Here is a 21,161-nt window from a genome sequence, read left to right as displayed (position 1 = left end):
GTATGGGCGCGAGTCTCCCCGTTAATTTTACCTTACCCGCACGCCTCCAGCTCGAATGACGCGTTAAGGCGGTATTTTACCCCGGCGGCGACGCCGTTTTCCCCTTCATACACCACCAGAAAGCGGGTGCGCTCGCCGTCGTGGTAGGTTAATGCGGCGCAGCCGCCTTTACCCAGCACCAGCGTGTTTACGCTGCCGGATGACGTCACCACCGCATTCCCGCCGGTTACCGTGATTGACACGTTGTCGCCGCTATTGCTGATGCGGCTTTCATCGCCCGCCGCGCCGAGCTTGCACATATCGCCCACGTTGGCGATGGTCGAACCGTCGCCCGCGTTGCTGATATAGCTGCGCATGCCGCTGTTGGCGACGTGCGTGCCGCGTCCGGCGCCGCTGATTTTGGCGGAATTTCCGCTATTGCTGATGCGAGCCCGCCCGCCTAAGCTGCCGATGCGGCAGTGCTCACCGGCATTGCTGATCTTCACGGCAAAACCGGTGCTGACCAGTTGGCAGGCGTAGCCTACGCTGGCGATGCCGCTGTTTTCGCCGGAATTGCCCATAAAGTTATAGGCGCCGGATAAAGCGACTTTACTTTGCAGGCCGATGCAGCCGATATCCAGCGCCGAGTCGCCGGAGGCCAGCTGGACTTCTCTGGGGATGTTTGCCGCATATTTCCCGCCGCGGGGTTTTACCTGAACGACGCCATCACCGCCGTGCGTTAACCGCTCAACCATCGTCCGCGCGGCGCTGATTTCCTGCGCCATAAACTGCGGCGTGTCGAAGCCCAGCGCATAGCCATACTCCACCAGGCTTTCCAGCCATTCGCTATACCCGTCGCACAGCAGGGCGTAATGAATATCTTGATACTCTCCGCCCTGCGGGAAACGGCGCAGGAACCAGCGATAAATCCGCGGGCTGACCTGTAATGAATGGAGTTGCTGTCGGGTGATTTTGTTCATTTTCGCCTGCTATTCCCCGCTGTCTGTTTCCCGCCTCAGTGACGATGATAGCCATCAATCATGCAGCGAAAGGTTTGGGCGGGCGTCCGTCCGGTGGTGCACAGATAGATATGCCCGCAGAGGAAAAACAGGCCGGCGACGGCCAGCAGCAGATGCAGCGGCAGCAGCCAGGCTTTGAGCAGCACGAAATCAGCCGGGATCCACAGCGGATTGCTCAACAGCACGCCGGTTATCAGCAGTGCGGGCAGCAGCGCGTACATCACGCCAAGATAAGCCGCCTGCTGCAATGGATTAAACTTGGCGCGCGGCGTGGCCGGGAACGGGTGATCTTCCCCTTTGATAATGCCGTACAGGTAGAAACGAACCTGAAGAAAGGCGCGCTGCCCCCAGTTTTTACGCTCGATAAGGTAATGGCGGCCGTTGCCGCCGAACGCGTTGATCAACACAAAGGCGACCCAGCTGATTAATAACAGGTAGCCGCACAGCTCATGCAGGGCGACCAGAATAACGGTGTCTTTTACCGAGCCGGCGGCGAAGTGGTTAAGCAGGCCGCTGGCGAGCAGCAGAATAAACAGCGACGCGTTGCTCCAGTGCCATAGGCGGATGGCCCGCGAATAGAGATATACTTTTTCTTCATGTTCCCTGGCGTGAGGCGGCGCGAGCCGGTAGCGCAGCAGCCCGTGCAGGGTTAATACCCCCAGCATGCCGACAAAAAACACCCCTGCCAGAATAAGCCATACCGGCCAGAAGTCAGGCGTATAGATATAAACATATTGATAAAGCTGAGCCTGAAATAGCTCGGCATTCGGCATAATATTCATACGTTCACCTTTGCGACGTCGTGCGGGCCGGGGCGGCGATAAATATGCGGCTTGCCGACATCGGGCAGTTGGTATTGGTAATATTCATGCGTTTTCAGCCAGGCCTGAACGGGCTCGCTCTCCTCTGGCCCGAAAATAAGCGCATTCTGCGGGCAGGCGCTGACGCAGATGGGCGGAAAGCCTTTTTGCAGGCGCGACTCCAGACAGAAATCGCATTTATCGGCGACGCGGGTTGTCGGGTTGAGATAACGCACCTGATAGGGGCAGGCCGAAATACAGTAGCTACAGCCAATGCATTTCGCCTTGTCCACCCGGACAATGCCGTTGCTTTCATCCCGGTAGGACGAACCGGTCGGGCACACGGTGATACAGGGGGCATCTTCGCACTGCTGGCAGGCGTGGCGGAAAAAGTGGTAGAGGTTTCCCTGTTCCGGGGGCGTCATCGCAATATGGGCGATGCTCATCCGTGCCGCGCCCACCGGGACTTTATTCACTTTATGGCAGGCCACGGCGCAAATATTGCAGCCGTTGCACAGCACTTCATCGTGGATCATGGCGTAGCGCACGGATCTGTTTTTATCCGTTCCGCCCAGGGCGGAGAAGAGCGGCGCGCTGAAAAAAATCACCGATCCCATGCCGAGGACAAATTTACGGCGTGAGCATGTCATCTTCCTTGCCTCCCAGAAAATGAGTCGTTCAAAGTCGGTTGCAGCCGAGATGTTAAAGCTCGCTTTTTCATCAGCTCTCCAGTGAGTCGCCCGCCGCGGCGCAGAGCGGTTTTTTTCCCCGTCGCGCGTCGATAAGAAAATGGTTAAGGATTTTCATACTGTTCAACCTCAATCCACTCACATAGCCCTTTTGCCTTGCCATAACTCATAAAACGTTCGCTGAACAAATAGGGTTCGCCGTTGGAAGCCGCAATAGGGCGAATATCCTGAAACTCGGCGGACCGTTCGAAAAAACGCATCGCCTCGTCGATCTTTTGCCGATCGAAAGAGTAGGGCGGCAACCGCAGCATCTGTACCTTATAAGGCCGCGGATAGGTTTGGCACTCGAAGCGCACGGTGTCGGCAATGGTTTTGCAGATATCCTGCTCGTGGGTGAAAATCAGGATCCGCGCATAGTTGTGACTGATGCTGCGATCCGAGTAGTAATAGCGCTCTTTATCGTTGCTGACGGAGAGAATGTCCGCGCAGGCTTCGCTGGCGCCGATCTGTTCGAACAGTTGGCTGACGGTTTCCTCATCCAGTGAGTAAGGCGTTTGCTGAAACTCCCCTTCGTTCACCAGTTCACCCGCCGCCGAACGCCGGCGGATATACTCCGCCACGGCTAAAAACGGCGCCTGGGGCTCGCTGACCTCGTCCGTCGCAACATCGTTATCCGCCGCCGGAGTCTGCTGGGATAGCGGCAGCAGCAGTCGTCTTTTCGTTAAATCCGGCAGCGAGTCATGCCGTTCTTCTGCCGTCAATGATGGTGTCGTCTTCATAATCAATACCCTGCAATAGCGCTTATGCGGGGAGCAAATCCCGCGCGGCCAGATCGTCGGCGACGTCTTCCAGATCCAGCCTGACCAGCGTTTCCCGGGTCGGACAGCCCAGCTCAGGATCCCAGCCCATTTCCGTATAGAACATCGTCAGCGATTTTTGCATGTCCTCGCGCTCCATCTTGTCCGTGCCTTCGGTAAACGCCGGGATATCGGGGTCTTTATCAAATACCCAGCTACAGATTTGGTCGTGCTCATGGCGCATATCTTTGGTATTCATCTGCTTCACGGTGTAGGCGCGGTGCAGCGTGAAGATACGCTCCGCCGCCAGGTCCAGACTCTCTTCCGTGGTGGTTTCGCCGGTTACCGCCGCGAAGAATTTGGCTTCCATCGTCAGGTCGCCGCGATAGTTACGACTCTTCAAGGGCGACACGGTCATCGGCCAGACCCAGTTGCACAATGTCACCGCGTCATGCAGACAACATTTGAGGATGCTCCACTTGGCGTATTTGATTTTGTAGGGGTTGATCGGCGTGTAGTTCTTGGTTTCGTCGTAGGCATCCCCTGAACCGAACAGTTCGGCGGCGATCTCTTTTTGCAGCTTTAACGGCAATCCGCTGCCGATGTAGTTGATATGGGTGTGGGTCATGGCGTCACGGTTGAACATGCAGTTGACGATAGCCCCCACCTGCGCCGAGGCTTCATTGGCGTGATGCACCGGGAAACCCATCGGCGACCAGAGTTTGTTTTTGGTGGTTGCCCAGTACTCCTCGCCCAGATCCCACCTTTGCGCCAGCAGATAAGATCCGTCCGCCAGATGGCTGATTTCCCCCTGGCGATGCGCCAGACGCAGATAGAGATCTTTGATAAACGCCGGATCGCCCGCCTCCAGCAGATCCCAGCGGATTGAGGCGTATTCATCCGCGGGAAGTACGCGTTTGAATACGTCGTGTGAATAACAGTAAACAAAATCGCGCTGTAGCTGGGCGTAGTTGCACCACAGCCCCATATCGTCAAACACGTTTAGCGCCACAAAATTGGCGATGACCTTGCCATCCCCTTTTTCCTCAAAATCTTTAGGGCCGTGCGGGAACATCGAGCTATGCGCGGTTTGCGCGACGCAGGTGTTGCCCCCGGTGGTCGGCACGCCGTATTCGCTGGCCAGCGGGACTTTCAACTGCGCCGAACAGCGGATCGGGCAGGAGTGGCATCCGCCCATTTTCACGGTGTATTTTTCGGCCGCCGGCCCCAGGTCGAATACCGATTTCATGGTGCGGAAACCGACGGTATTCTGGTCGCCGGGAGGAATTTCGCCGGTTTCGATCGGGCCGCCTTCGGCCGCTTTCCAGTACAGCCCTTTACGGGCGTTCCAGCGTGATTTGGGGTCGGAGTATTCCGCCCAGGCCTGCGGGGTGCTGGGCACCACGTGGTTATTATTGGCGCCGATTAACTGCGTCATCATGTAATCGTTCAGGTTTTTAAGTTCTTCCCGATTCGAGACGTTGACGCCGCGCGTGCCGATGACCGAGATGGCTTTCAGATTTTTGGAGCCGAGCACGGCGCCGGTGCCGCCGCCGCCGCTATGATTACGGCTGTTCAGAATGCCGGAGAGCGGCACCAGATTTTCCCCCGCCGGGCCGATAGCGGCGACGCAGGCTTCCACATTGGTGGTGCGGCAGATCTCTTCGGTGGTGGCGCGGGTGCCTTTTCCCCACAGGAACGCGGCATTTTCAATGCTGACCTCGTCGTCCTGAATATTAATCCACACCGGGGCGGCTGCTTTGCCTTCAATAATAATGGCGTCATAGCCGGCGTATTTCATATAGGCCGCGAAGAAGCCGCCCATATGCGCATCAATGACTAAATTACCGCGGGTAAAGGTGGACAGCGTGGTGATATTAACGCGTGAGCTGCAGGGGGCGCCGGAACCGGTTAACGGCCCGACGGCGAACACCACCTTATTGGCTTCGTCAAAAGGCTTGGTTCCCGGGGCGACTTCGTCGTACATGATCTTATAACCAAATCCCATTCCGCCAATAAATTTTTTATATTTGCTGGAATCTTCTTTGGTAATCGCACCGCTGCTTAAATTGATTCGTAATATATTGCCAGTCCAACCGTTGATCATGATTTATTTTCCTGAGTGATGAAGCATCGTCATGGATAAATGTCTAGACGTAAACCCGGGCGGCTCACACCGTAATATCCTTCCATTCGATAATGCTTAAAGCACCTGTAGGGCAAGCGGTGGCGCATTCGCCGCATAAATTACACTTACCGGACTTTTTGATCTGCGGATTTACCGTCGCCATCATCCACGGGCAGGCGGTGGTACAGGCGGCGCAGCCGATACAGCGCTTGGCGTCGACCGTAATACAGCCGCTCTCCTCGTTATAGGCGATTACTTTTATCGGGCAGACCTTCATACATTCGGGATCTTTACACTGTCGGCAGGTGTCGGTGGTGAAATTAAGATCGCCGTACAGTCCGCCGCCGGAGCCGATACCGCCGTCGCCGTAATAAAAGTGGCGATGGATCTTCACCCGTGAAAAGAAGGAACCGACGCTGCCGTCGTTATAGGTGGTGCAGGAGGTTTCGCAGCGATGGCAGCCGGTACAGCGGGCCCTTTTGGTCACCAGCACCCCTTTCGGCGTGGTGGTCAGCCCGACGCTGCCGCTGTTAACCTCCTCCTGCCTGCATCCCAGCAGGGAAAGCAGCGCCGGCGCGATGGTTATTCCCGCCAGGCCTTTGCCTGAAATACGCAGAAACTCCAGCCTTGTTAACCCCAGATCCAATAAAGGACGTTCAACCTGATTAGGCATTTAATTCTCATCCCCCGCATACCCGTCATACTTCAAGCTGCATGTGCGTTGGCTGCATTAACCCGCCATCTTTCAAATTACAGACGTGTTGGTTTCCTGCATCCTGAAATCTGCGGGAATAAATAAATGAGCATGAAATAAGCCCATAGAAAAATATCAAAGACGCCGTAGATTACATTTTTACTATAGGGCATTTTTACGTAGTTCATTAACCTTATTTATAATGTGGTTATAATATTTTTTATTCTGTGACTAATCTCTTATAAATTATTTATTTTAAATTCATTTATTGTTATTGATTCTTATTCTTATTTAATGGCTTTAGATTGAAATATAGATAAATATAATGCGTCATTTAGGTAAAATAAAATCAGCAGTAGTTAATAATATTTATTCTTTTGTTATTTTATGGAATGTTAATGTTTTCTTGGAAACATTATATTCAATGCCGTCAGAATATAAGGTTTTTTGATTTATACCGTGATGAGCGGGATTAACGGTATTGATTAAAAGTGAGGTATGTACGGTTAAAGAGAAAAAACCACCGGTGAAAGCGGTTTTTTAGCCTGAAAAATAACGGCGAAGCTAATTCGTTCAGACCATTGACAAAGTAAACATCTATAATACCGCCCCCAAATCCGTCATTCCTGCGGAAGCAGGAATCTTTTTGATATCAATGCATTATCTGAAAGTAGATCCCCGCCTGCGCGGGGATGACGATGAAGATGAAGGGTTTTTCAGCAATCTGAGCGAATATAATTCGCTTCTTACCGGTGATGCAGAACCTTTGCAAAAATGTAAACGTTCTGCAGGGGCGGGTTAGCCTGCTTTTGCCGCCTGATGGCGATAAGCATCCAGCCACTCGGCGATACGCTGCTGCTGCGCCTCATTCAGCCACATACCCAGTTTTGTCCGCCGCCAAATGACGTCATCCAGCGTGACGGCCCACTCTTTCTCCACCAGATAGCGCAGTTCCGCTTCATACAGGTCATGGCCGAAATGTTCCCCCAGCGCGTCAAGGCCTTTGGCATCGGCCAGAATCAGTTCGCTGTTTGAGCCGTAGGTGCGGCTATAGCGGCGCGCCAGCGCTTCCGGCAAATTAAAGCGGCGGCGCAGGGCGGCGGCGTAGTCATCACGAGTGCCGGAAATATCGCCGCCGGGCAGCACGGCGTTTTTGGTCCAGGCTTTTCCGGCCTGAGGGTAGTATTTTTCCAGTTTATCCAGCGCATGTTCGGCCAGTTTGCGATAGGTGGTCAGTTTGCCGCCGAATACGGACAACAGGGGCGCCCGGCCCTGTTCATCGTCAACCGACAGGGTGTAATCGCGGGTGATGGCCTGCGGCGAATCCGATTCATCGTCGCACAGCGGCCGTACGCCGGAATAGGTCCAGACGATATCATCGCGGCTTAACGGCTGCTTAAAGTGATCGTTATACACGTCCAGCAGGTAGCCGATTTCGTTATCGTCGATCTTCACGTTATGGGGATCGCCGTTGTATTCCACGTCGGTGGTGCCGATGATCGAGAATTCATCCTGCCAGGGGATCACAAACACAATGCGGTGATCTTTATTCTGCAGAATATACGCCTGAGGCTGATCGTGTACTTTGGGCACCACGATGTGGCTGCCTTTGATCAGGCGGATCCCGTAAGGCGATTTCAGGTGCAGGCCGTCGTCAAAGAACTCCTTCACCCAGGGGCCGGTGGCGTTGACCAGACCTTTGGCGCGCCAGGTGAGCGTTTCACCGCTAAGTGAATCGACGGCTTCCACCACCCACAGGTCCTGTTCGCGCCGGGCGCTGATGACTTTGGTGCGGGTGCGGACTTCGCCGCCGCGCTTGGCGACTTCCTGCGCGTTCAGCACCACCAGACGCGCATCGTCCACCCAGCAGTCCGAATACTCAAAGCCCTGTGTCAGCTCTGGTTTCAATACCGAGCCGGCGCCGAATTTCACGCTTTTACTGGCGGGCAGGCTAACGCGTTTGCCAATATTGTCATACATAAACAAACCGATGCGGATCATCCACGCCGGGCGCAGGTGAGGCTGATGCGGCAAGCGAAAACGCAGCGGGAAAATGATGTGGGGCGCCATTTTCAGCAGGGTTTCACGCTCGGAGAGCGCTTCGCTGACCAGACGAAACTCATAATGTTCCAGATAGCGTAAGCCGCCATGAATCAATTTGGAGCTGGCGGAGGAGGTGGCGCAGGCCAGATCCTGCGCTTCCAGCAGCAGGACGGATAATCCGCGCCCGGCGGCATCCGCGGCGATGCCTGCACCGTTAATGCCGCCACCGATCACAATCAGATCTTTGGTTTCCACGTTTTTCCTCCACCAGTAAAATAACGCTAAAATGTTCGTTTTCGCGCATTATGATAATCGAAAACAAACAATACAGCCAATACTTAACCAGATAAAAACATTTATGCGTGATGGAGGTAACAATTTAGTGATGATTGTCACATTAAAATAAGGGTTATTGGGGGTGGGGGGCGGTTATAAAGCTTACCGCTGCCCATAATAAGCATCGGGTCCGTGCTTGCGGCTAAAGTGCTTATCCATCAGATAATCGTCAATCGCCCGCAGGCGCGGATTTATCGAGCAGGCAATCCACGCCATTTTCGCCACCTCTTCCATCACCACCGCATTGTGGACCGCTTCGTCGGCGTCCCTGCCCCAGCAGAAAGGACCGTGCTGATAAACGACGATCCCCGGCGTATGCAGCGGGTTGCCGTCGCCAAGGGTTTGGGCGATGGCCACGCCGGTATTCTTTTCATATTCCTCCGCCACTTCCCGCGGCGTTAACGGCCGGGTGCAGGGAATAGCGCCATAAAAGTAGTCGGCGTGGGTGGTGCCCAGCGCCGGGATCGCCAGCCCCGCCTGCGCCCAGGCGGTGGCATGGGTGGAGTGGGTATGGACGATGCCGCCGATTTGCGGATAGCGGCGATAAAGCTCCAGATGGGTGGCGGTATCGGAGGAGGGGCGGTATTTGCCGTCCACCACCTTGCCCTGCATATCGACCACCACCATGTCGTCGGCCTGCATCACCTCGTAGGCCACGCCGCTGGGCTTGATGACGATCACCTGCCGCCGCCGATCGATGGCGCTGACGTTGCCCCAGGTATAGGTCACCAGACCGTGGCGCGGCAGCGCCATATTCGCCGCAAAAACCTGCTGTTTCAGTTGCTCTGTCATAGGTTTTCCTCCACCGGCAGCCCGGCCCGGGCCATCTGCCGTTTAACCCAGTCGCGGGCGGCGGCGATCTCCGTTAGCGGGTCGGGCGAGGTTTCGCTCCACATTTCGATCAGATAAGGGCCGCAGTAGCCGCTCTCGCGCAGCGTGGTAAAACAGCGGGTAAAATCGACCACGCCGCTGCCGAACGGCACATTTTTGAACACCCCCGGCCGCGTGTCTTTAACATGCACCGCCACGATATGGCCTTTCCCCGCGCTCAGCTCCATCTGCACGTCGTTATCCCACGCCGACAGATTGCCGATATCCGGATAAAGCTGGAACCACGGGTTATTGAGGTAGCTGGCATAGCCCAGCGCTTTGCTGATGGAGTTCATTAACGGGTAGTCCATGATCTCCATCGCCAGCGTAACCTGGGCCCGGCTGGCCATTTCCACCGCCAGTTGCAATCCCTGGCGAAAACGCTCACGGGTAAGGTCGTTGGCCCGCTGGTAGTAGACGTCGTAGCCGGCGAGCTGGATAACGCGGATGCCCACATCCTGCGCCAGGCGGATGGCCTTGCCCATGATGTCCAGCCCCTGATTGCGTATGTCGTCATCCTCCGAGCCCAGCGGAAAGCGCCGATGGGCGCTCAGACACATGGACGGAACGCGGATGCCGCTGGCGGAAACGGCGTTGACCAGTTCCAGGCGCTGTTCGCGGCTCCAGTCGAGACGCGCCAGCCGGCCGTCGCTTTCATCCAGCGACATTTCGACAAAGTCGAAGCCCAGCGTTTTCGCCAGTTGCAGCCGCGTCAGCCAGCTTTCGCCCGGCGGCAGGGCTTTTTCATAAATACCGAGAGGAACCGCTTTCGTGAGCATGAGGTCACCTTATCCCCAGAGCTGGGCGATGCGGCGCTTGAACTCACGCGCCGCCTCTACCGGACTCGCGGCGTCGCGGATGCTGCGCCCGGCGATAAACACGTGGATGGGAATGCCTTTGAACAGCGGCAGATCCTCCAGCGCCAGCCCGCCGGTGACGGTGAGCTTAAAGCCCATATCGGCCAGGCGCCTAATCGCGCCGATATCGGCCTCGCTCCAGGCGATGCCCGCCGCCTGCGCATCCCTGCTGCGGTGATAGACCACCTGCCGGATACCGATATCGCGCCAGGCCTGCGCCTGTTCCCAGGTCCAGAAACCGGTCAGCTCGATCTGGACGTCGCCCTGAAACTCGCCGGCGACCTCCAGCGCGCCGGCCGCGGTGTTAATATCCGCGCAGCAAATAACGGTCACCCAGTCGGCCTGCGCATCGAAGCACATGCGCGCCAGAATTTTTCCGGCATCGGCGATTTTGGCATCCGCCAGCACAATCTTGTGCGGGTAAAGAGATTTCAGGTCGCGCACCGCGCGCACCCCCTCGCCGACGCACAGGATGGTGCCGACTTCAATAATATCCACCTCTTCGGCAATCAATCGGGTGGTCCGGTAAGCATCGGCCAGCGTCTGGTTATCCAGCGCGACCTGTAACATCGGTAAATGGGACATCGGTAAACTCCTTAATCAGCATGCCGCCGCGGCGGTCCGGTCAATCAAATCCAATACCTCCCGCGCGGTGCGACAGGCGCGCAGGCGGTCAAAGTTGGCCTCGTCTGCAAACAGATTGACGATTTGCATAATGCCCACCTCCTGGTGGGTATTGGCATCGACCGCGGCCAGGGTGATCAGGATGTCCACCGGGTCGTTGTCTTCATGATTGAAAATCAGCGGCGTTTGCAGGGTAACCAGCGCAAAGCCGGTTTTTTTGACGCCCTCCTCCGGGCGCGCGTGGGGCATGGCGAGTCCGGGAGCGATAACGAAATAGGGGCCGAAGCGCTGTACCCCATCCAGAATGGCCTGGTAGTAGCGCGGTTCGACGACATCGGCGGCGACCAGCAGGTCAACGCCGATTTTTACCGCCTCCTGCCAACTGTCCGCTGCGGCTTGCAGACGTATGGAGTGATTTTCCGCCAATGAATCGCGTAGTTTCATCGTCACGTCCTATTGCTTGAGGTCCGCCGGAAAGTGCGCCTTGATGACCTCCAGCAGCTTCGGGCCGAATTCGGCGGCGGAGAGCATATTGCGCACGCCGACCACATATTTATTGCCGCTGACGGTGATTTCATCCGCGATATGGGTCGAGGCGATAATGATATCGGCGCCGCTCAGTTCGGCTTTGTATTCGCCTACCGCGCAGCTGTTCAGGCTATGGTCGATTCCCTGCTCGGCCAGAAACTGGCCGACCTTCATTTTCATAATCATGGAACTGCCTTGCCCGCAGCCGCAGACGGCCAGAATTCGTACGGTCATAGTGATTTCTCCATGGATTCGGTGAGTTTCTTTTCAGCATCTTCTTCAGCCCGCAAGGTGCGGCCGGCAAAGACCATGTAAATCAGCGCAATGACGATAACGACGCTCATAAACCACAGGCCGAGCGTTAGCCCCTGCATCAGCGGCGGCGCCAGAATCGACCAGTCCGCCATGCCCATCCAGGCGCTCAGGCCGGTCAGTTTTACCGCCCAGACGCAGCCGAAGATTTCGATCATCCCCATCACCAGGCAGATCTTCAGCGCCGCGCGCCAGCCGCCGAAGTGGTTGGCGAATACGCCTATGGTGGCGTTGGAGAAGAACATCGGAATAAAACCGGGAATGATCATGATGGGCGAACCGACGACGATCAGGATGCCGACGGCGATCAGCTGGCCGATGGTGCCCCACATAAATCCCCATACCACCGCGTTGGGGGCGAAGCTATAGATCGCCGCGCAGTCGATGGCCAGCACCGCGCCGGGGATCAATCGCTGGGAGATGCCGTTAAAGGCTTCGGAGAGTTCGGCGACAAACATCCGCACGCCCTGGACGATGATGAAAATGGCGACGGCAAACTGGAAGCCAGTTTGCAGAATATAGATACTCCAGTGCGTTTTCCCGGCCATTTGCTGCACGGTATCCAGACCGAAGGAGATCAGGATGGCGCCGAAAAAGACCGTCATAACGATGGCGGTGGAGACAATGTTGTCATGGAAAATGTTCAGCCAGCCCGGCAGTTTCAGATTTTCGACGCTCTCCTCTTTTTTCCCCAGATAAGGCGCGAGCTTGTAGGCCAGCCAGGAGGCGAACTGTTGCTGGTGCCCGATGGAGAAACCGCAGCCGTCCGTTACCGCCTGCGTGGGTTTGTACATCATGTTTGCCGTAATGCCCCAGTACAGGGAAACCAGCACGGCGCTGCAGATAATGGTGGTCCACATCGGATAGCCGAGAATATAGAGGAAAACCGCCAGCAACCCGGCCTGCTGAAACATGATGTGGCCGGTGAGCATAATGGTGCGGATGCCGGTGATCCGGCGCAGCAGGACGTAAACGATATTCAGCGCCAGCGCCAGCAGTACCGCATAGCCGACCCAGCTGTAGGCGTCGCCCATGCGTTCGACGGTCGCCATCATGGAGGCGTAGGTATCCGAGATGGCGCCGCTGATGCCGTAAACTTCGGACATTTTAGCGACGACGGGTTTGAAGGTGCCGGTCAGAATACCGGAGCCGGCCTGCAATAGCATAAACCCGATGATGGTTTTGATGGTGCCTTTAATGATGACTGTGGCGCTTTTACGCAGCAGCAAATACCCGAGAAAGGTGACGATCCCCAGCAACAGCGGGGCGTTGGTCATGACCTGATTAAAGAAGATGGTAAAGATGTTATAGAGCGTTTCCATAAGCACTCCGTTCGGCTTTTGGTCATCCTGTTGCGCGTCAACGGCGCATGACTCTGGCGCGGGCAGGCGTTTTTTGTAGGGCGTATTTACTCTATCAATCACAAATAATCATAAAAAGACATTTATTGATTATTTGTGAGTGGCTTCGCAATTATCCTTATAGATGGAAATCGTTCTCAATCCATAAAGCCAAGTGATATTTTTTATCTTTATTTTTCATGTGATTATATTTTTATTTTACGATTTACAGGAAGTTGTTAATCAGCGGGTAACGCACAGGTCCGGGTAATGGTCGATTGTCAGCATGGAAAAACGGTGATAGATTCGCAAAATAAAATCATATATTTTCATTTTGTGATTTGTTTTGATTTTTTTGTTCAGTAATCTACCAGGCCGACCGACGATGAGGTTCATACTATGAGTAAAATCGACAGCATTACCCGTGAGTCATGGATTCTGAATACCTTCCCGGAATGGGGAAGCTGGCTGAATGAAGAAATAGCGCAGGAGCAGGTGGCGCCGGGAACGTTTTCCATGTGGTGGCTGGGCTGTACCGGCATCTGGCTGAAGTCGCAGGAGGGGGCCGACATCTGCGTGGATTTCTGGTGCGGCACCGGCAAACAGAGCCACGCCAATCCGCTGATGAAAACGGGCCATCAGATGCAGCGCATGGCGGGGGTGAAAAAACTGCAGCCCAATTTGCGTACCACGCCGTTTGTTCTCGATCCTTTCGCCATTCGTCAGATTGACGCCGTGCTGGCAACCCACGACCACAACGACCATATCGATGTGAACGTGGCCGCCGCGGTGCTGAAAAATTGCCCCGGCGACGTGCCGTTTATCGGCCCGCAAAGCTGCGTCGATCTGTGGATTGGCTGGGGCGTGCCGCGCGAACGCTGCATCGTGGTGAAACCGGGCGATATCATCAGCATAAAAGACGTTGAGATTCACGCGCTGGACGCCTTCGATCGCACCGCGCTGATTACGCTCCCGGCGGATGAGAAAGCGGCGGGCGTATTGCCGGACGGCATGGATAAGCGGGCGGTGAACTATCTGTTTAAAACGCCGGGCGGCAACCTTTACCACAGCGGGGATTCACACTATTCAAACTATTACGCCAAGCACGGCAACGAACATCGGATAGACGTGGCGCTGGGCTCCTATGGCGAGAACCCGCGCGGCATCACAGATAAAATGACCAGCGCCGATATGCTGCGCATGGCCGAGGCGCTGAACGCCAAGGTGGTGATCCCCTTCCATCACGATATCTGGTCGAATTTTCAGGCCGACCCGCGGGAGATCCGCGTGCTGTGGGAAATGAAAAAAGATCGCCTGAAATATGGCTTTAAGCCTTTTATCTGGCAGGTCGGCGGCAAGTTCACCTGGCCGCAGGACAAGGATAATCTGGAGTATCACTATCCGCGTGGATTTGATGATTGTTTTACCCTCGAGCCGGATCTGCCGTATAAATCTTTCCTGTAAAACCGGCGGGGCGGCGCAGTCCGCCCTTGCTGCCCGGCGCGTTTTATCCGCTGATGATATTTCCGTGCGTACTTTTGACAAGTTATGATTCAAATTGCCGCAGGCGCTGATTATAATCGGTATCCAGAATCCATTTAACGGGGCCAGTATGACCGAATCTCAGCGCCATAATGCCATCATCGATTTCCTGCAACGCCAGCGGCAGATTACCGTCGCCGATCTTATCGAACACTTTGACGTCTCGCCGGCGACGGCAAGGCGGGATATCAATAAGCTTGATGAATCGGGCAAGCTGCGCAAAGTCCGCAACGGCGCCGAAGCGGTGAATATTCCGCGTCCCGCCTGGTCGCCGCTGAATATTTATCAGGCGCAGAATCTGGATGAAAAAATGCGCATCGCCAAGGCCGCCGCACAGCTGTGCCGTCCGGGGGAGAGCGTGGTGATTAACTGCGGCTCCACCGCCTTTTTGCTGGGGCAGGAAATATGCGGTAAAGACGTACAGGTGATCACCAATTATCTGCCGCTGGCGAACTATCTGATTGAGCAGGAACACGAAAGCGTGGTCATTATGGGCGGGCAGTACAATAAAAGTCAGTCGATCACTCTGGCGCCGCAGGAAGGGGATGCCAGCCTCTACGCCGGCCACTGGATGTTTACCAGCGGCAAGGGGCTGATGGCGGAAGGGCTGTACAAAACCGATATGCTGACCGCGATGGCGGAACAAAAGATGCTGAGCTACGTCGGCAAGCTGGCGGTGGTGGTGGACAGCAGCAAGATCGGCGAACGAGCCGGAATGCTGTTCAGCCGGGTGGAGCAGATCGACGTGGTCATTACCGGCAAGCAGGCCGATGCGCAGATTGTGGCGCAGCTGCGCGCACAGAATGTGGAAGTGATATTGGTGTAGTTTTCGCCATAGCCCTATGGTTTATCTGGTTTAATACGCTCCCATGCGGGTTACAATAACGCCCTCGGTGATTAACAAGGCTGTAACCTTTAATGGAACAATTTGAAGCGATTGGTATTGAAAACGCCTATTCCCGCTGGCGACAGGGCGGCGCGGTGGTGGATATCCGCGATCCGCAGAGCTTTGCCGTGGCGCATGTGCCCGGGGCGACGCACCTGAGCAACGAAACCCTGGCGGATTTCGTTCGCGGGGCGGACCTTGACGCGCCGGTGATGGTGATTTGTTATCACGGCATCAGCAGCCGCCATGCGGCGCAGTATCTGCTTAGCCTGGGGTTTGCCGCGGTATACAGCATTGACGGCGGGTTTGAGGCCTGGCAACAGCGCTATCCCCAGGATATTGACGCGCAGATTTGAGACTGCCGCGCCGGTATCGCGCCTTCAGCGCGAACGCGCGCCGAGGGCGGATTCGCCGTTACGCGCGGTTTTTAAAGGTCTGGATAATACTTTTCCCCTGCATAATAACCACCAGCAGAAAAAGCGCGGCCAGAAAGGCGGATATCGGCCGTTCGACGAATGCCGTCCAGTCGCCGTCCGATTTGATCAGCGAAGACAGCAGGCTCTTTTCAAACATCGGCCCGAGCACCATGCCTAAAATAACCGGCGCGATGGGATAGTGATATTTCTGCAAATAGTAGCCGATAACCCCCATAACCAGCATCACGACCACCGAGGCCATCGAATTATTCATGGCGAAGGCGCCGACGATGCTGAAGACGATCACCACGGGGTAGATAATATCTTTATTAACGGATATCAGCCTCTTCAGAAAATTGACCACAATCATCGCCAGCGGCAGCAAAGCCAGGTTGGCGATAAAAAACAGCATAAAGATGGCATACAGCTTTTCCGGGTGAAAGATAAACAGCGCAGGGCCCGGCTGCATATCTTTCATATACAGCACGCCGATAACAATCGCCGCCACCGAATCGCCGGGAATGCCGAATACCAGGGTGGGAATATAGCTGCCCGCCAGGCTGGCGTTGTTGCTTGACGAGGCGTTGATCACCGCCTCCTCCGAGCCTTTGCCGTATTTTTCCGGGTGGCGGGAGAATTTTTTTGCCACGGCGTAGGAGATCCAGGCGGCAATATCCGCTCCGGCGCCGGGCAGCACGCCAATCAGCGTGCCGATGGCGCTGCTGCGCGCAATGCCGAGCCGGTTTTTCTTCAGCGCCGGGAAAATGCCGGCGAGGATATTGAGCGAGGACTTTTCCGCGGCGTGAGCGGGATGGTTTACCGGCGCGGCGCCGTTGCGGCTGGCGTAATATTCAATGGCGTTGGCGATGGCGAACATGCCGATCATCGCCGGGATAAAGCTGATCCCTTCCAGTAAGGATACCTGGCCGAAGGTGAAACGCGGCTGTCCGGTAAACTCATCGTAGCCGATGGTGGCCAACGCCAGCCCCAGCAGCAGCGCCAGCAGGCTTTTAACGATATATTGTCCGGCGATCAGCGTGGAGCAGCTTAGCCCCAGCAGGGCCAGCCAGGCGTATTCGAACGAGCTGAATTTCAAGGCGAACGACGCCAGTAACGGGGAGGCGAAGGTTAAGACGATGGCGCCGATAATGCCGCCGATCACCGAAGTGCTTAACCCCAGCCCGAGAACGTAATTGGTTTTTCCCTGCTGGCTGAGGGCATAGCTGTCGTCCACGTAGGCCGCGGATGCCGGCGTGCCGGGAATACGCAGCAAGACGCCGGGAATATCGCCGGCATAGATGGTGGAGGCGCCGACGGAGATCATCATCGCCAGCGCGGGGATCGGGTCCATAAAAAAAGTAAAGGGAACCAGCAATGCCACGGCCATGGTGGCGGTGAGTCCGGGTATCGCCCCCACGAACAGGCCGAACAGCCCGGCGGCCAGAATAGCGATGATGGCGCTGAGGGTAATATATTCACTGGCGTTAATCAGGATATCCATTAACTGGCTCCATTAAAAAAGCGTGCCGGACGGCAATGGCACCAACAGTATTGTCGAAAAAAGATAATAAATACCGGCCGCAAGACCGACGGCGACGACGGAGGCGAGAATTTTGTTATTTTGCAGAAACAGCAGCAGCAGGCCGACCATGATGACGCTGGCGGTCAGGATAAACCCGAGTAATTCGACGCAATAAATATAGAAAACCACCACCGCCACCAGCAGGGCGACGCTGGCGATATCCTGCCAGCCGGTGACGCCCGGCTGACTTTTTACTTTTCCGCGCCAGACGGCGATAAGATCCAGCGCGGAAAGCAGCACGATAAGGCAGCCGATGATGGCGGGCATGAAACCGGCGCCGAAAGAGCGGATATCCCCCAGCGCGATATAGGAATAAAGAAAAATACCGCCCCCGAAGAGTAAAAACAGCAGCGGCAGCACTAACGCTAGTCTCATGACGTATCAGGTGTTATTTGCATAACACCCGCCTGTTTTATTGATCGGTGGAGAGCAGTTCGCCAAAACGGGCGTCTTCCTGGCGCATAAACTGCAGCAGGTCGTCGTCGTATAGCGCGCCGACCTCAAAGCCCTGGTTATTGGCGAATTTCTGTAACTCCCCGGACTCATAGACCTTTTTCATCGCCGCGGTCAGCGTGGTCTGGATGTCGGTGGGAAGTCCCTTGGGCGCGGCCAGCACATTCCAGGTGGTGAGCGACCAGTCGTAAGGCGTGGCCTGTTTAAACAGCGGGATACTGGCGTACAGTTCGGAAGGCTGGGCGGACATAATGGCCAGATGGCGCACCATGCCGGCGTCGACCATGCCCTTGGCTTCGCCGGGCGAAGAGGTGACGAAATCGACCCCGCCGGAGACCAGTTCCTGTAAAGCGCCGCTGGCGCCCTGCGACGGAATAAACCTTACGGCATCCTCCGGCAGGCCGGCGCTCTTCAGCATGCCCAGGGTGTTGAGGTGCCAGACAGATTTAAGCCCGCTGCCGGAGGCGCGCAGTTTGCCGGGCTGCTGTTTAATCGCTTCGATCAGCTGATTGGCGTCCTGGTACGGCGAGTCCTTGGCGACCTGAAGCCCGCCGTAAATCACCGCCAGCCGGCTTATCGGCGTGTAGTCCTGATAGCTGAGCTCGGCCATTTTCTGGTGGTGCATCATGGCGATCTCCACCGTGACGATGCCGAGCGTATAGCCGTCGGGCCTGGCGCGCTTGATGGCGTCATGGCCCACGACGCCGCTGCCGCCGGTACGGTTGACCACGTTGACATTGACGCCCAGCTCTTTTTGCAGTCCGGATGCAACCAGACGTGCCACGGTATCGGTGTTTCCGCCGGCGCCCCAGGGCACGATAATGGTGATGGGTTTTTCCGGCCATGCGGCGAAGGCCGAACTGGATATCAACACGGCGGCTAAGGAGGCTAACCGGATCATATTCATGTGATGGTTCCTTCTTGTCAGGGTATGCGGTGGAAGAAGATGTTTATCTTATTGATGTTATTTTGTTTTTATAATGCTCGGTACCGCTGCGAATCTGATCGAGCAGTACGGTTAACGCCCAGTATTTTTCCAGGACGTTATCTTTGTTGACCCGGCAATGTTCGCCGTCGAAGGTTCCCAGCCGCTGATGGTAGATTTTGGCGTTTTTCGGGTAGCCCAGCGTCTCCGTTACCGCCGCCAGAGAGAGGAATATCGCCAGTTCCTGCGCCAGCGCCGGATCGCGGGCGTGGTGATGGTACAGCCAGCCATACAGTTCGGGATGAAAATTGGTGAACACGCCGCTAAAGCCTTTGGAGCCGGCCTTGATGGCGTCAAAAGCGATGGCCGCGTTGGCGTTGATAATATTGAGCGGCGTGCCGGCGACCAGTTTCACCCGCCGCGCGACGGTCGGCAGATCGCAACTGACGTCTTTCAGCACCACAAAACGCCCGCTATCGGCGCAATAGCGCAGCTCTTCATCGCTCAGCAGGCGGCGGTAGGGCGCCGGGCATTCATACAGCCCGAGCGGCATCGTTTGCGGCAGCGCCGCCAGCAGGCTATGCAGCGTGGCATGGAACGTCTCGCTGCCCTGATTGCGCGGGTCCAGATGGTTGGTCACCAGCACCAGCGCATCAATGCCGGTTTCGGCCATGGCGCGGAGTTCGGCGATTTGCTCGTCGAGATCGTCGCTGATATGCCCCGAGGCGATCACCGGAATACGGCCGGCGACCCGTTCCACCACGAAACGCGCCAGCGCCACGCGCTCCGGCAGGCTGAGAAACTGCATTTCGCTTGACTGGCAGACGGCGAACAGCGCGTCGACGCCTTGCTCAAGATACCAGTCGATCAGTTTTGCCAGACCGGGGTAATCAATGTCGTTGCGTGCGGTAAAGGGGGTCAGCATGACCGGAACGATGCCTTCGATTTTTTTCATTCTTCACTCCTTGCGGCGGATGCGGTGCTAAAAAGTGGAAAGATCGGAAAACGCCAGCGGCTAGCGCTGCGCCAAACGGGCCATAACCTGTTGATGGCGCGGCATATTCGACGCGCCTTCGCGCTCGACCGCCAGGGAAGCGAACGCGGCGGCGTAAGTCGCCGCCTGGGCGATGCTCTGGCCGCCGGCGATGGCGGCGGCAAAGGCGCCGTTAAAGGCGTCGCCCGCGCCGGTGGTGTCCACGCTCAGCGCGGGGAATGCCGGAATATGCCGGAATTGCCCGTCGTCGAGAATCAGGGCGCCGTGCGCGCCCATGGTAATAATGACCCGCGGCGCGCCGAGGGCGACAATCTTCTGCGCGGCCTGTTTCGCGCTGGCCAAATCGCGCACTTCGATACCGGAAAGCAGCGAGGCTTCGGTTTCATTGGGCGTGATCACGTCGACATATTCCAGACAGTTGAGCGCATCGTGGGAATAGGGCGCGGGATTAAGCACCACTTTACTATTTAATGTTTTCGCCAGCTTCATGGCATTAAGCGTGGCGGCGAAATTATTTTCCAGCTGGAGCAATAATACGTTCGAGTCGGCAAGCTCCGGCGTAATAGCCGCGACTTCATCATCGGTAATGGTTTTATTGGCGCCGGGATAAATGGCAATCATATTTTCGCCATCCTGCTGAGAAACATAAATAATGGCGTTCCCGGTCGGTTCGCTATCGGACTGGTAAAGTTTAAAGGAGAGTATTTCCGATGAAGAGAGATGATCGTAGGCGAACTGGCTGAATTGATCTTTTCCCACCTTGGCGACAAAATGCACCTTGGCGCCCGCGCGGCTGGCGGCCATGGCCTGATTGGCGCCTTTCCCGCCGGGGCCGAGCGTGCTGCCCAGCGCCAGCAAAGATTCCCCGCCTTTGGGGAAACGCGCGACTTTGGCGACGATATCGACGTTAAACGAGCCCAGGATACAGACCTTACCTTGCATTTTATTTCCCTTCTTCGACGGGTTTTTATTTCTTTGCCGGCTTTTAAGCTGGGTTAAAAGTACCTCGAAATCGCCTCCCGTATCGGCAATGAGTTTTGACTGTAAGCTGCGGCGGATAATAACGGCGCCGCCGTGGCAGCGCTGCACCAGATTTAATCGAGCCAGGGCATTTAGGTCGCTGCGAATGGTTTCTTTGGATACCGAAAACATATCGGCCAGGTAGTCAACGCCGGCTCGCTCTTTTTTATCCAGGTATGCCAGAATATTATTTCTTCGTTCGATGAGAAACATAATCGCTCCCGCCCTTATGGTAAGAGTAAATGAGCCCACCTGGCCAAAAAGTGATTGTGATCATATGTTGTCAGGCAAAACGGAAGTAAACAAAAATCGCATGTTATGTTATCG

At 55.9% G+C, this 21,161-nt stretch carries 21 protein-coding genes; 3 read left to right on the top strand and 18 right to left on the bottom strand.

The annotated features are described in order from the left end of the window. Positions 1 to 32: 32 nt before the first annotated feature. The 13 genes from ydhT to MFP24_RS10550 form a co-directional block, all read right to left on the bottom strand. Complete coding sequence (gene ydhT / locus MFP24_RS10610) at positions 33 to 959, bottom strand: protein YdhT (protein WP_249230518.1); 927 nt, start codon at positions 957 to 959, stop codon at positions 33 to 35. A 35-nt stretch (positions 960 to 994) separates the two neighbouring features. After that, positions 995 to 1,780, bottom strand: a complete 786-nt coding sequence (phsC, locus tag MFP24_RS10605) for a thiosulfate reductase cytochrome B subunit (protein WP_249230517.1) — start codon at positions 1,778 to 1,780, stop codon at positions 995 to 997. Further along, positions 1,777 to 2,448 (bottom strand): 4Fe-4S dicluster domain-containing protein, encoded by a 672-nt coding sequence (locus tag MFP24_RS10600; protein WP_249230516.1) that lies wholly within the window; start codon positions 2,446 to 2,448, stop codon positions 1,777 to 1,779. Before MFP24_RS10600 ends, phsC begins: the two co-directional genes overlap by 4 nt. Positions 2,449 to 2,591: 143 nt before the next feature. Next, on the bottom strand, positions 2,592 to 3,266 hold the full coding sequence (locus MFP24_RS10595; protein WP_249230515.1) for a YdhW family putative oxidoreductase system protein: 675 nt from the start codon (positions 3,264 to 3,266) through the stop codon (positions 2,592 to 2,594). Positions 3,267 to 3,288: 22 nt separating this feature from the next. Further along, positions 3,289 to 5,391: an aldehyde ferredoxin oxidoreductase gene (locus MFP24_RS10590; protein WP_249230514.1), complete on the bottom strand. Its 2,103-nt coding sequence runs from the start codon at positions 5,389 to 5,391 to the stop codon at positions 3,289 to 3,291. Positions 5,392 to 5,455: 64 nt separating this feature from the next. Beyond that, a complete protein-coding gene (locus MFP24_RS10585; protein ID WP_249230513.1) occupies positions 5,456 to 6,085 on the bottom strand; it encodes a ferredoxin-like protein in 630 nt (209 codons plus the stop codon). Between the two features lie 819 nt (positions 6,086 to 6,904). Beyond that, positions 6,905 to 8,404: a glycerol-3-phosphate dehydrogenase gene (glpD, locus tag MFP24_RS10580; RefSeq protein ID WP_249230512.1), complete on the bottom strand. Its 1,500-nt coding sequence runs from the start codon at positions 8,402 to 8,404 to the stop codon at positions 6,905 to 6,907. 183 nt (positions 8,405 to 8,587) lie between these two features. Then, entirely contained in the window at positions 8,588 to 9,277 is a 690-nt protein-coding gene (locus tag MFP24_RS10575; protein ID WP_249230511.1) for an L-ribulose-5-phosphate 4-epimerase, read from the bottom strand. Next, entirely contained in the window at positions 9,274 to 10,134 is an 861-nt protein-coding gene (locus MFP24_RS10570) for an L-ribulose-5-phosphate 3-epimerase (RefSeq protein ID WP_249230510.1), read from the bottom strand. The genes MFP24_RS10575 and MFP24_RS10570 overlap by 4 nt, the downstream gene beginning before the upstream one ends. Before the next feature lie 9 nt (positions 10,135 to 10,143). Further along, the gene (locus tag MFP24_RS10565) at positions 10,144 to 10,797 is read right to left on the bottom strand and encodes a 3-keto-L-gulonate-6-phosphate decarboxylase UlaD (protein ID WP_249230509.1); all 654 of its coding nucleotides are present in this window, start codon (positions 10,795 to 10,797) and stop codon (positions 10,144 to 10,146) included. Positions 10,798 to 10,812: 15 nt separating this feature from the next. Further along, on the bottom strand, positions 10,813 to 11,280 hold the full coding sequence (gene ulaC, locus MFP24_RS10560; RefSeq protein WP_249230508.1) for a PTS ascorbate transporter subunit IIA: 468 nt from the start codon (positions 11,278 to 11,280) through the stop codon (positions 10,813 to 10,815). Positions 11,281 to 11,289: 9 nt separating this feature from the next. After that, on the bottom strand, positions 11,290 to 11,598 hold the full coding sequence (gene ulaB / locus MFP24_RS10555) for a PTS ascorbate transporter subunit IIB (RefSeq protein ID WP_136166832.1): 309 nt from the start codon (positions 11,596 to 11,598) through the stop codon (positions 11,290 to 11,292). Continuing rightward, positions 11,595 to 12,998, bottom strand: coding sequence for a PTS ascorbate-specific subunit IIBC (locus tag MFP24_RS10550; protein ID WP_249230507.1), 1,404 nt, complete (start codon positions 12,996 to 12,998; stop codon positions 11,595 to 11,597). Before MFP24_RS10550 ends, ulaB begins: the two co-directional genes overlap by 4 nt. A gap of 417 nt (positions 12,999 to 13,415) precedes the next feature. On the opposite strand from MFP24_RS10550, the gene ulaG reads away from it, so the two are divergent. The 3 genes from ulaG to glpE all read left to right on the top strand — a co-directional run bounded on the left by ulaG (position 13,416) and on the right by glpE (position 15,800). Then, positions 13,416 to 14,480 (top strand): L-ascorbate 6-phosphate lactonase, encoded by a 1,065-nt coding sequence (ulaG, locus tag MFP24_RS10545; RefSeq protein WP_249230506.1) that lies wholly within the window; start codon positions 13,416 to 13,418, stop codon positions 14,478 to 14,480. Positions 14,481 to 14,628: 148 nt separating this feature from the next. Next, entirely contained in the window at positions 14,629 to 15,384 is a 756-nt protein-coding gene (gene ulaR, locus MFP24_RS10540) for an HTH-type transcriptional regulator UlaR (protein WP_249230505.1), read from the top strand. 92 nt (positions 15,385 to 15,476) lie between these two features. Next, positions 15,477 to 15,800: a thiosulfate sulfurtransferase GlpE gene (glpE, locus tag MFP24_RS10535; protein WP_249230504.1), complete on the top strand. Its 324-nt coding sequence runs from the start codon at positions 15,477 to 15,479 to the stop codon at positions 15,798 to 15,800. Between the two features lie 58 nt (positions 15,801 to 15,858). Here the strand turns inward: glpE and MFP24_RS10530 are convergent, their stop codons facing one another. Genes MFP24_RS10530 through rbsK form a run of 5 tightly spaced genes read right to left on the bottom strand, consistent with a single transcriptional unit; the run spans position 15,859 to position 21,047 of the window. After that, entirely contained in the window at positions 15,859 to 17,361 is a 1,503-nt protein-coding gene (locus tag MFP24_RS10530; RefSeq protein WP_249230503.1) for a tripartite tricarboxylate transporter permease, read from the bottom strand. Positions 17,362 to 17,373: 12 nt separating this feature from the next. Next, positions 17,374 to 17,817 (bottom strand): tripartite tricarboxylate transporter TctB family protein, encoded by a 444-nt coding sequence (locus MFP24_RS10525; protein WP_249230502.1) that lies wholly within the window; start codon positions 17,815 to 17,817, stop codon positions 17,374 to 17,376. Positions 17,818 to 17,854: 37 nt separating this feature from the next. Further along, positions 17,855 to 18,802 (bottom strand): tripartite tricarboxylate transporter substrate binding protein, encoded by a 948-nt coding sequence (locus MFP24_RS10520; protein ID WP_249230501.1) that lies wholly within the window; start codon positions 18,800 to 18,802, stop codon positions 17,855 to 17,857. A 43-nt stretch (positions 18,803 to 18,845) separates the two neighbouring features. Then, on the bottom strand, positions 18,846 to 19,775 hold the full coding sequence (locus MFP24_RS10515; RefSeq protein WP_249230500.1) for a dihydrodipicolinate synthase family protein: 930 nt from the start codon (positions 19,773 to 19,775) through the stop codon (positions 18,846 to 18,848). A gap of 60 nt (positions 19,776 to 19,835) precedes the next feature. Then, positions 19,836 to 21,047 carry a ribokinase gene (rbsK, locus tag MFP24_RS10510; protein ID WP_249230499.1) on the bottom strand — a complete coding sequence of 404 codons (1,212 nt, stop codon included), beginning with the start codon at positions 21,045 to 21,047 and terminating at the stop codon, positions 19,836 to 19,838. Between the last annotated feature and the right edge of the window lie 114 nt (positions 21,048 to 21,161).

It is taken from the genome of Brenneria tiliae (assembly GCF_023347575.1).
GTDB classification, from domain to species: domain Bacteria; phylum Pseudomonadota; class Gammaproteobacteria; order Enterobacterales; family Enterobacteriaceae; genus Brenneria; species Brenneria corticis.
The sequence above is the reverse complement of the archived record's forward strand: the minus strand, read 5'-3'. Positions and strand labels throughout refer to the sequence as shown.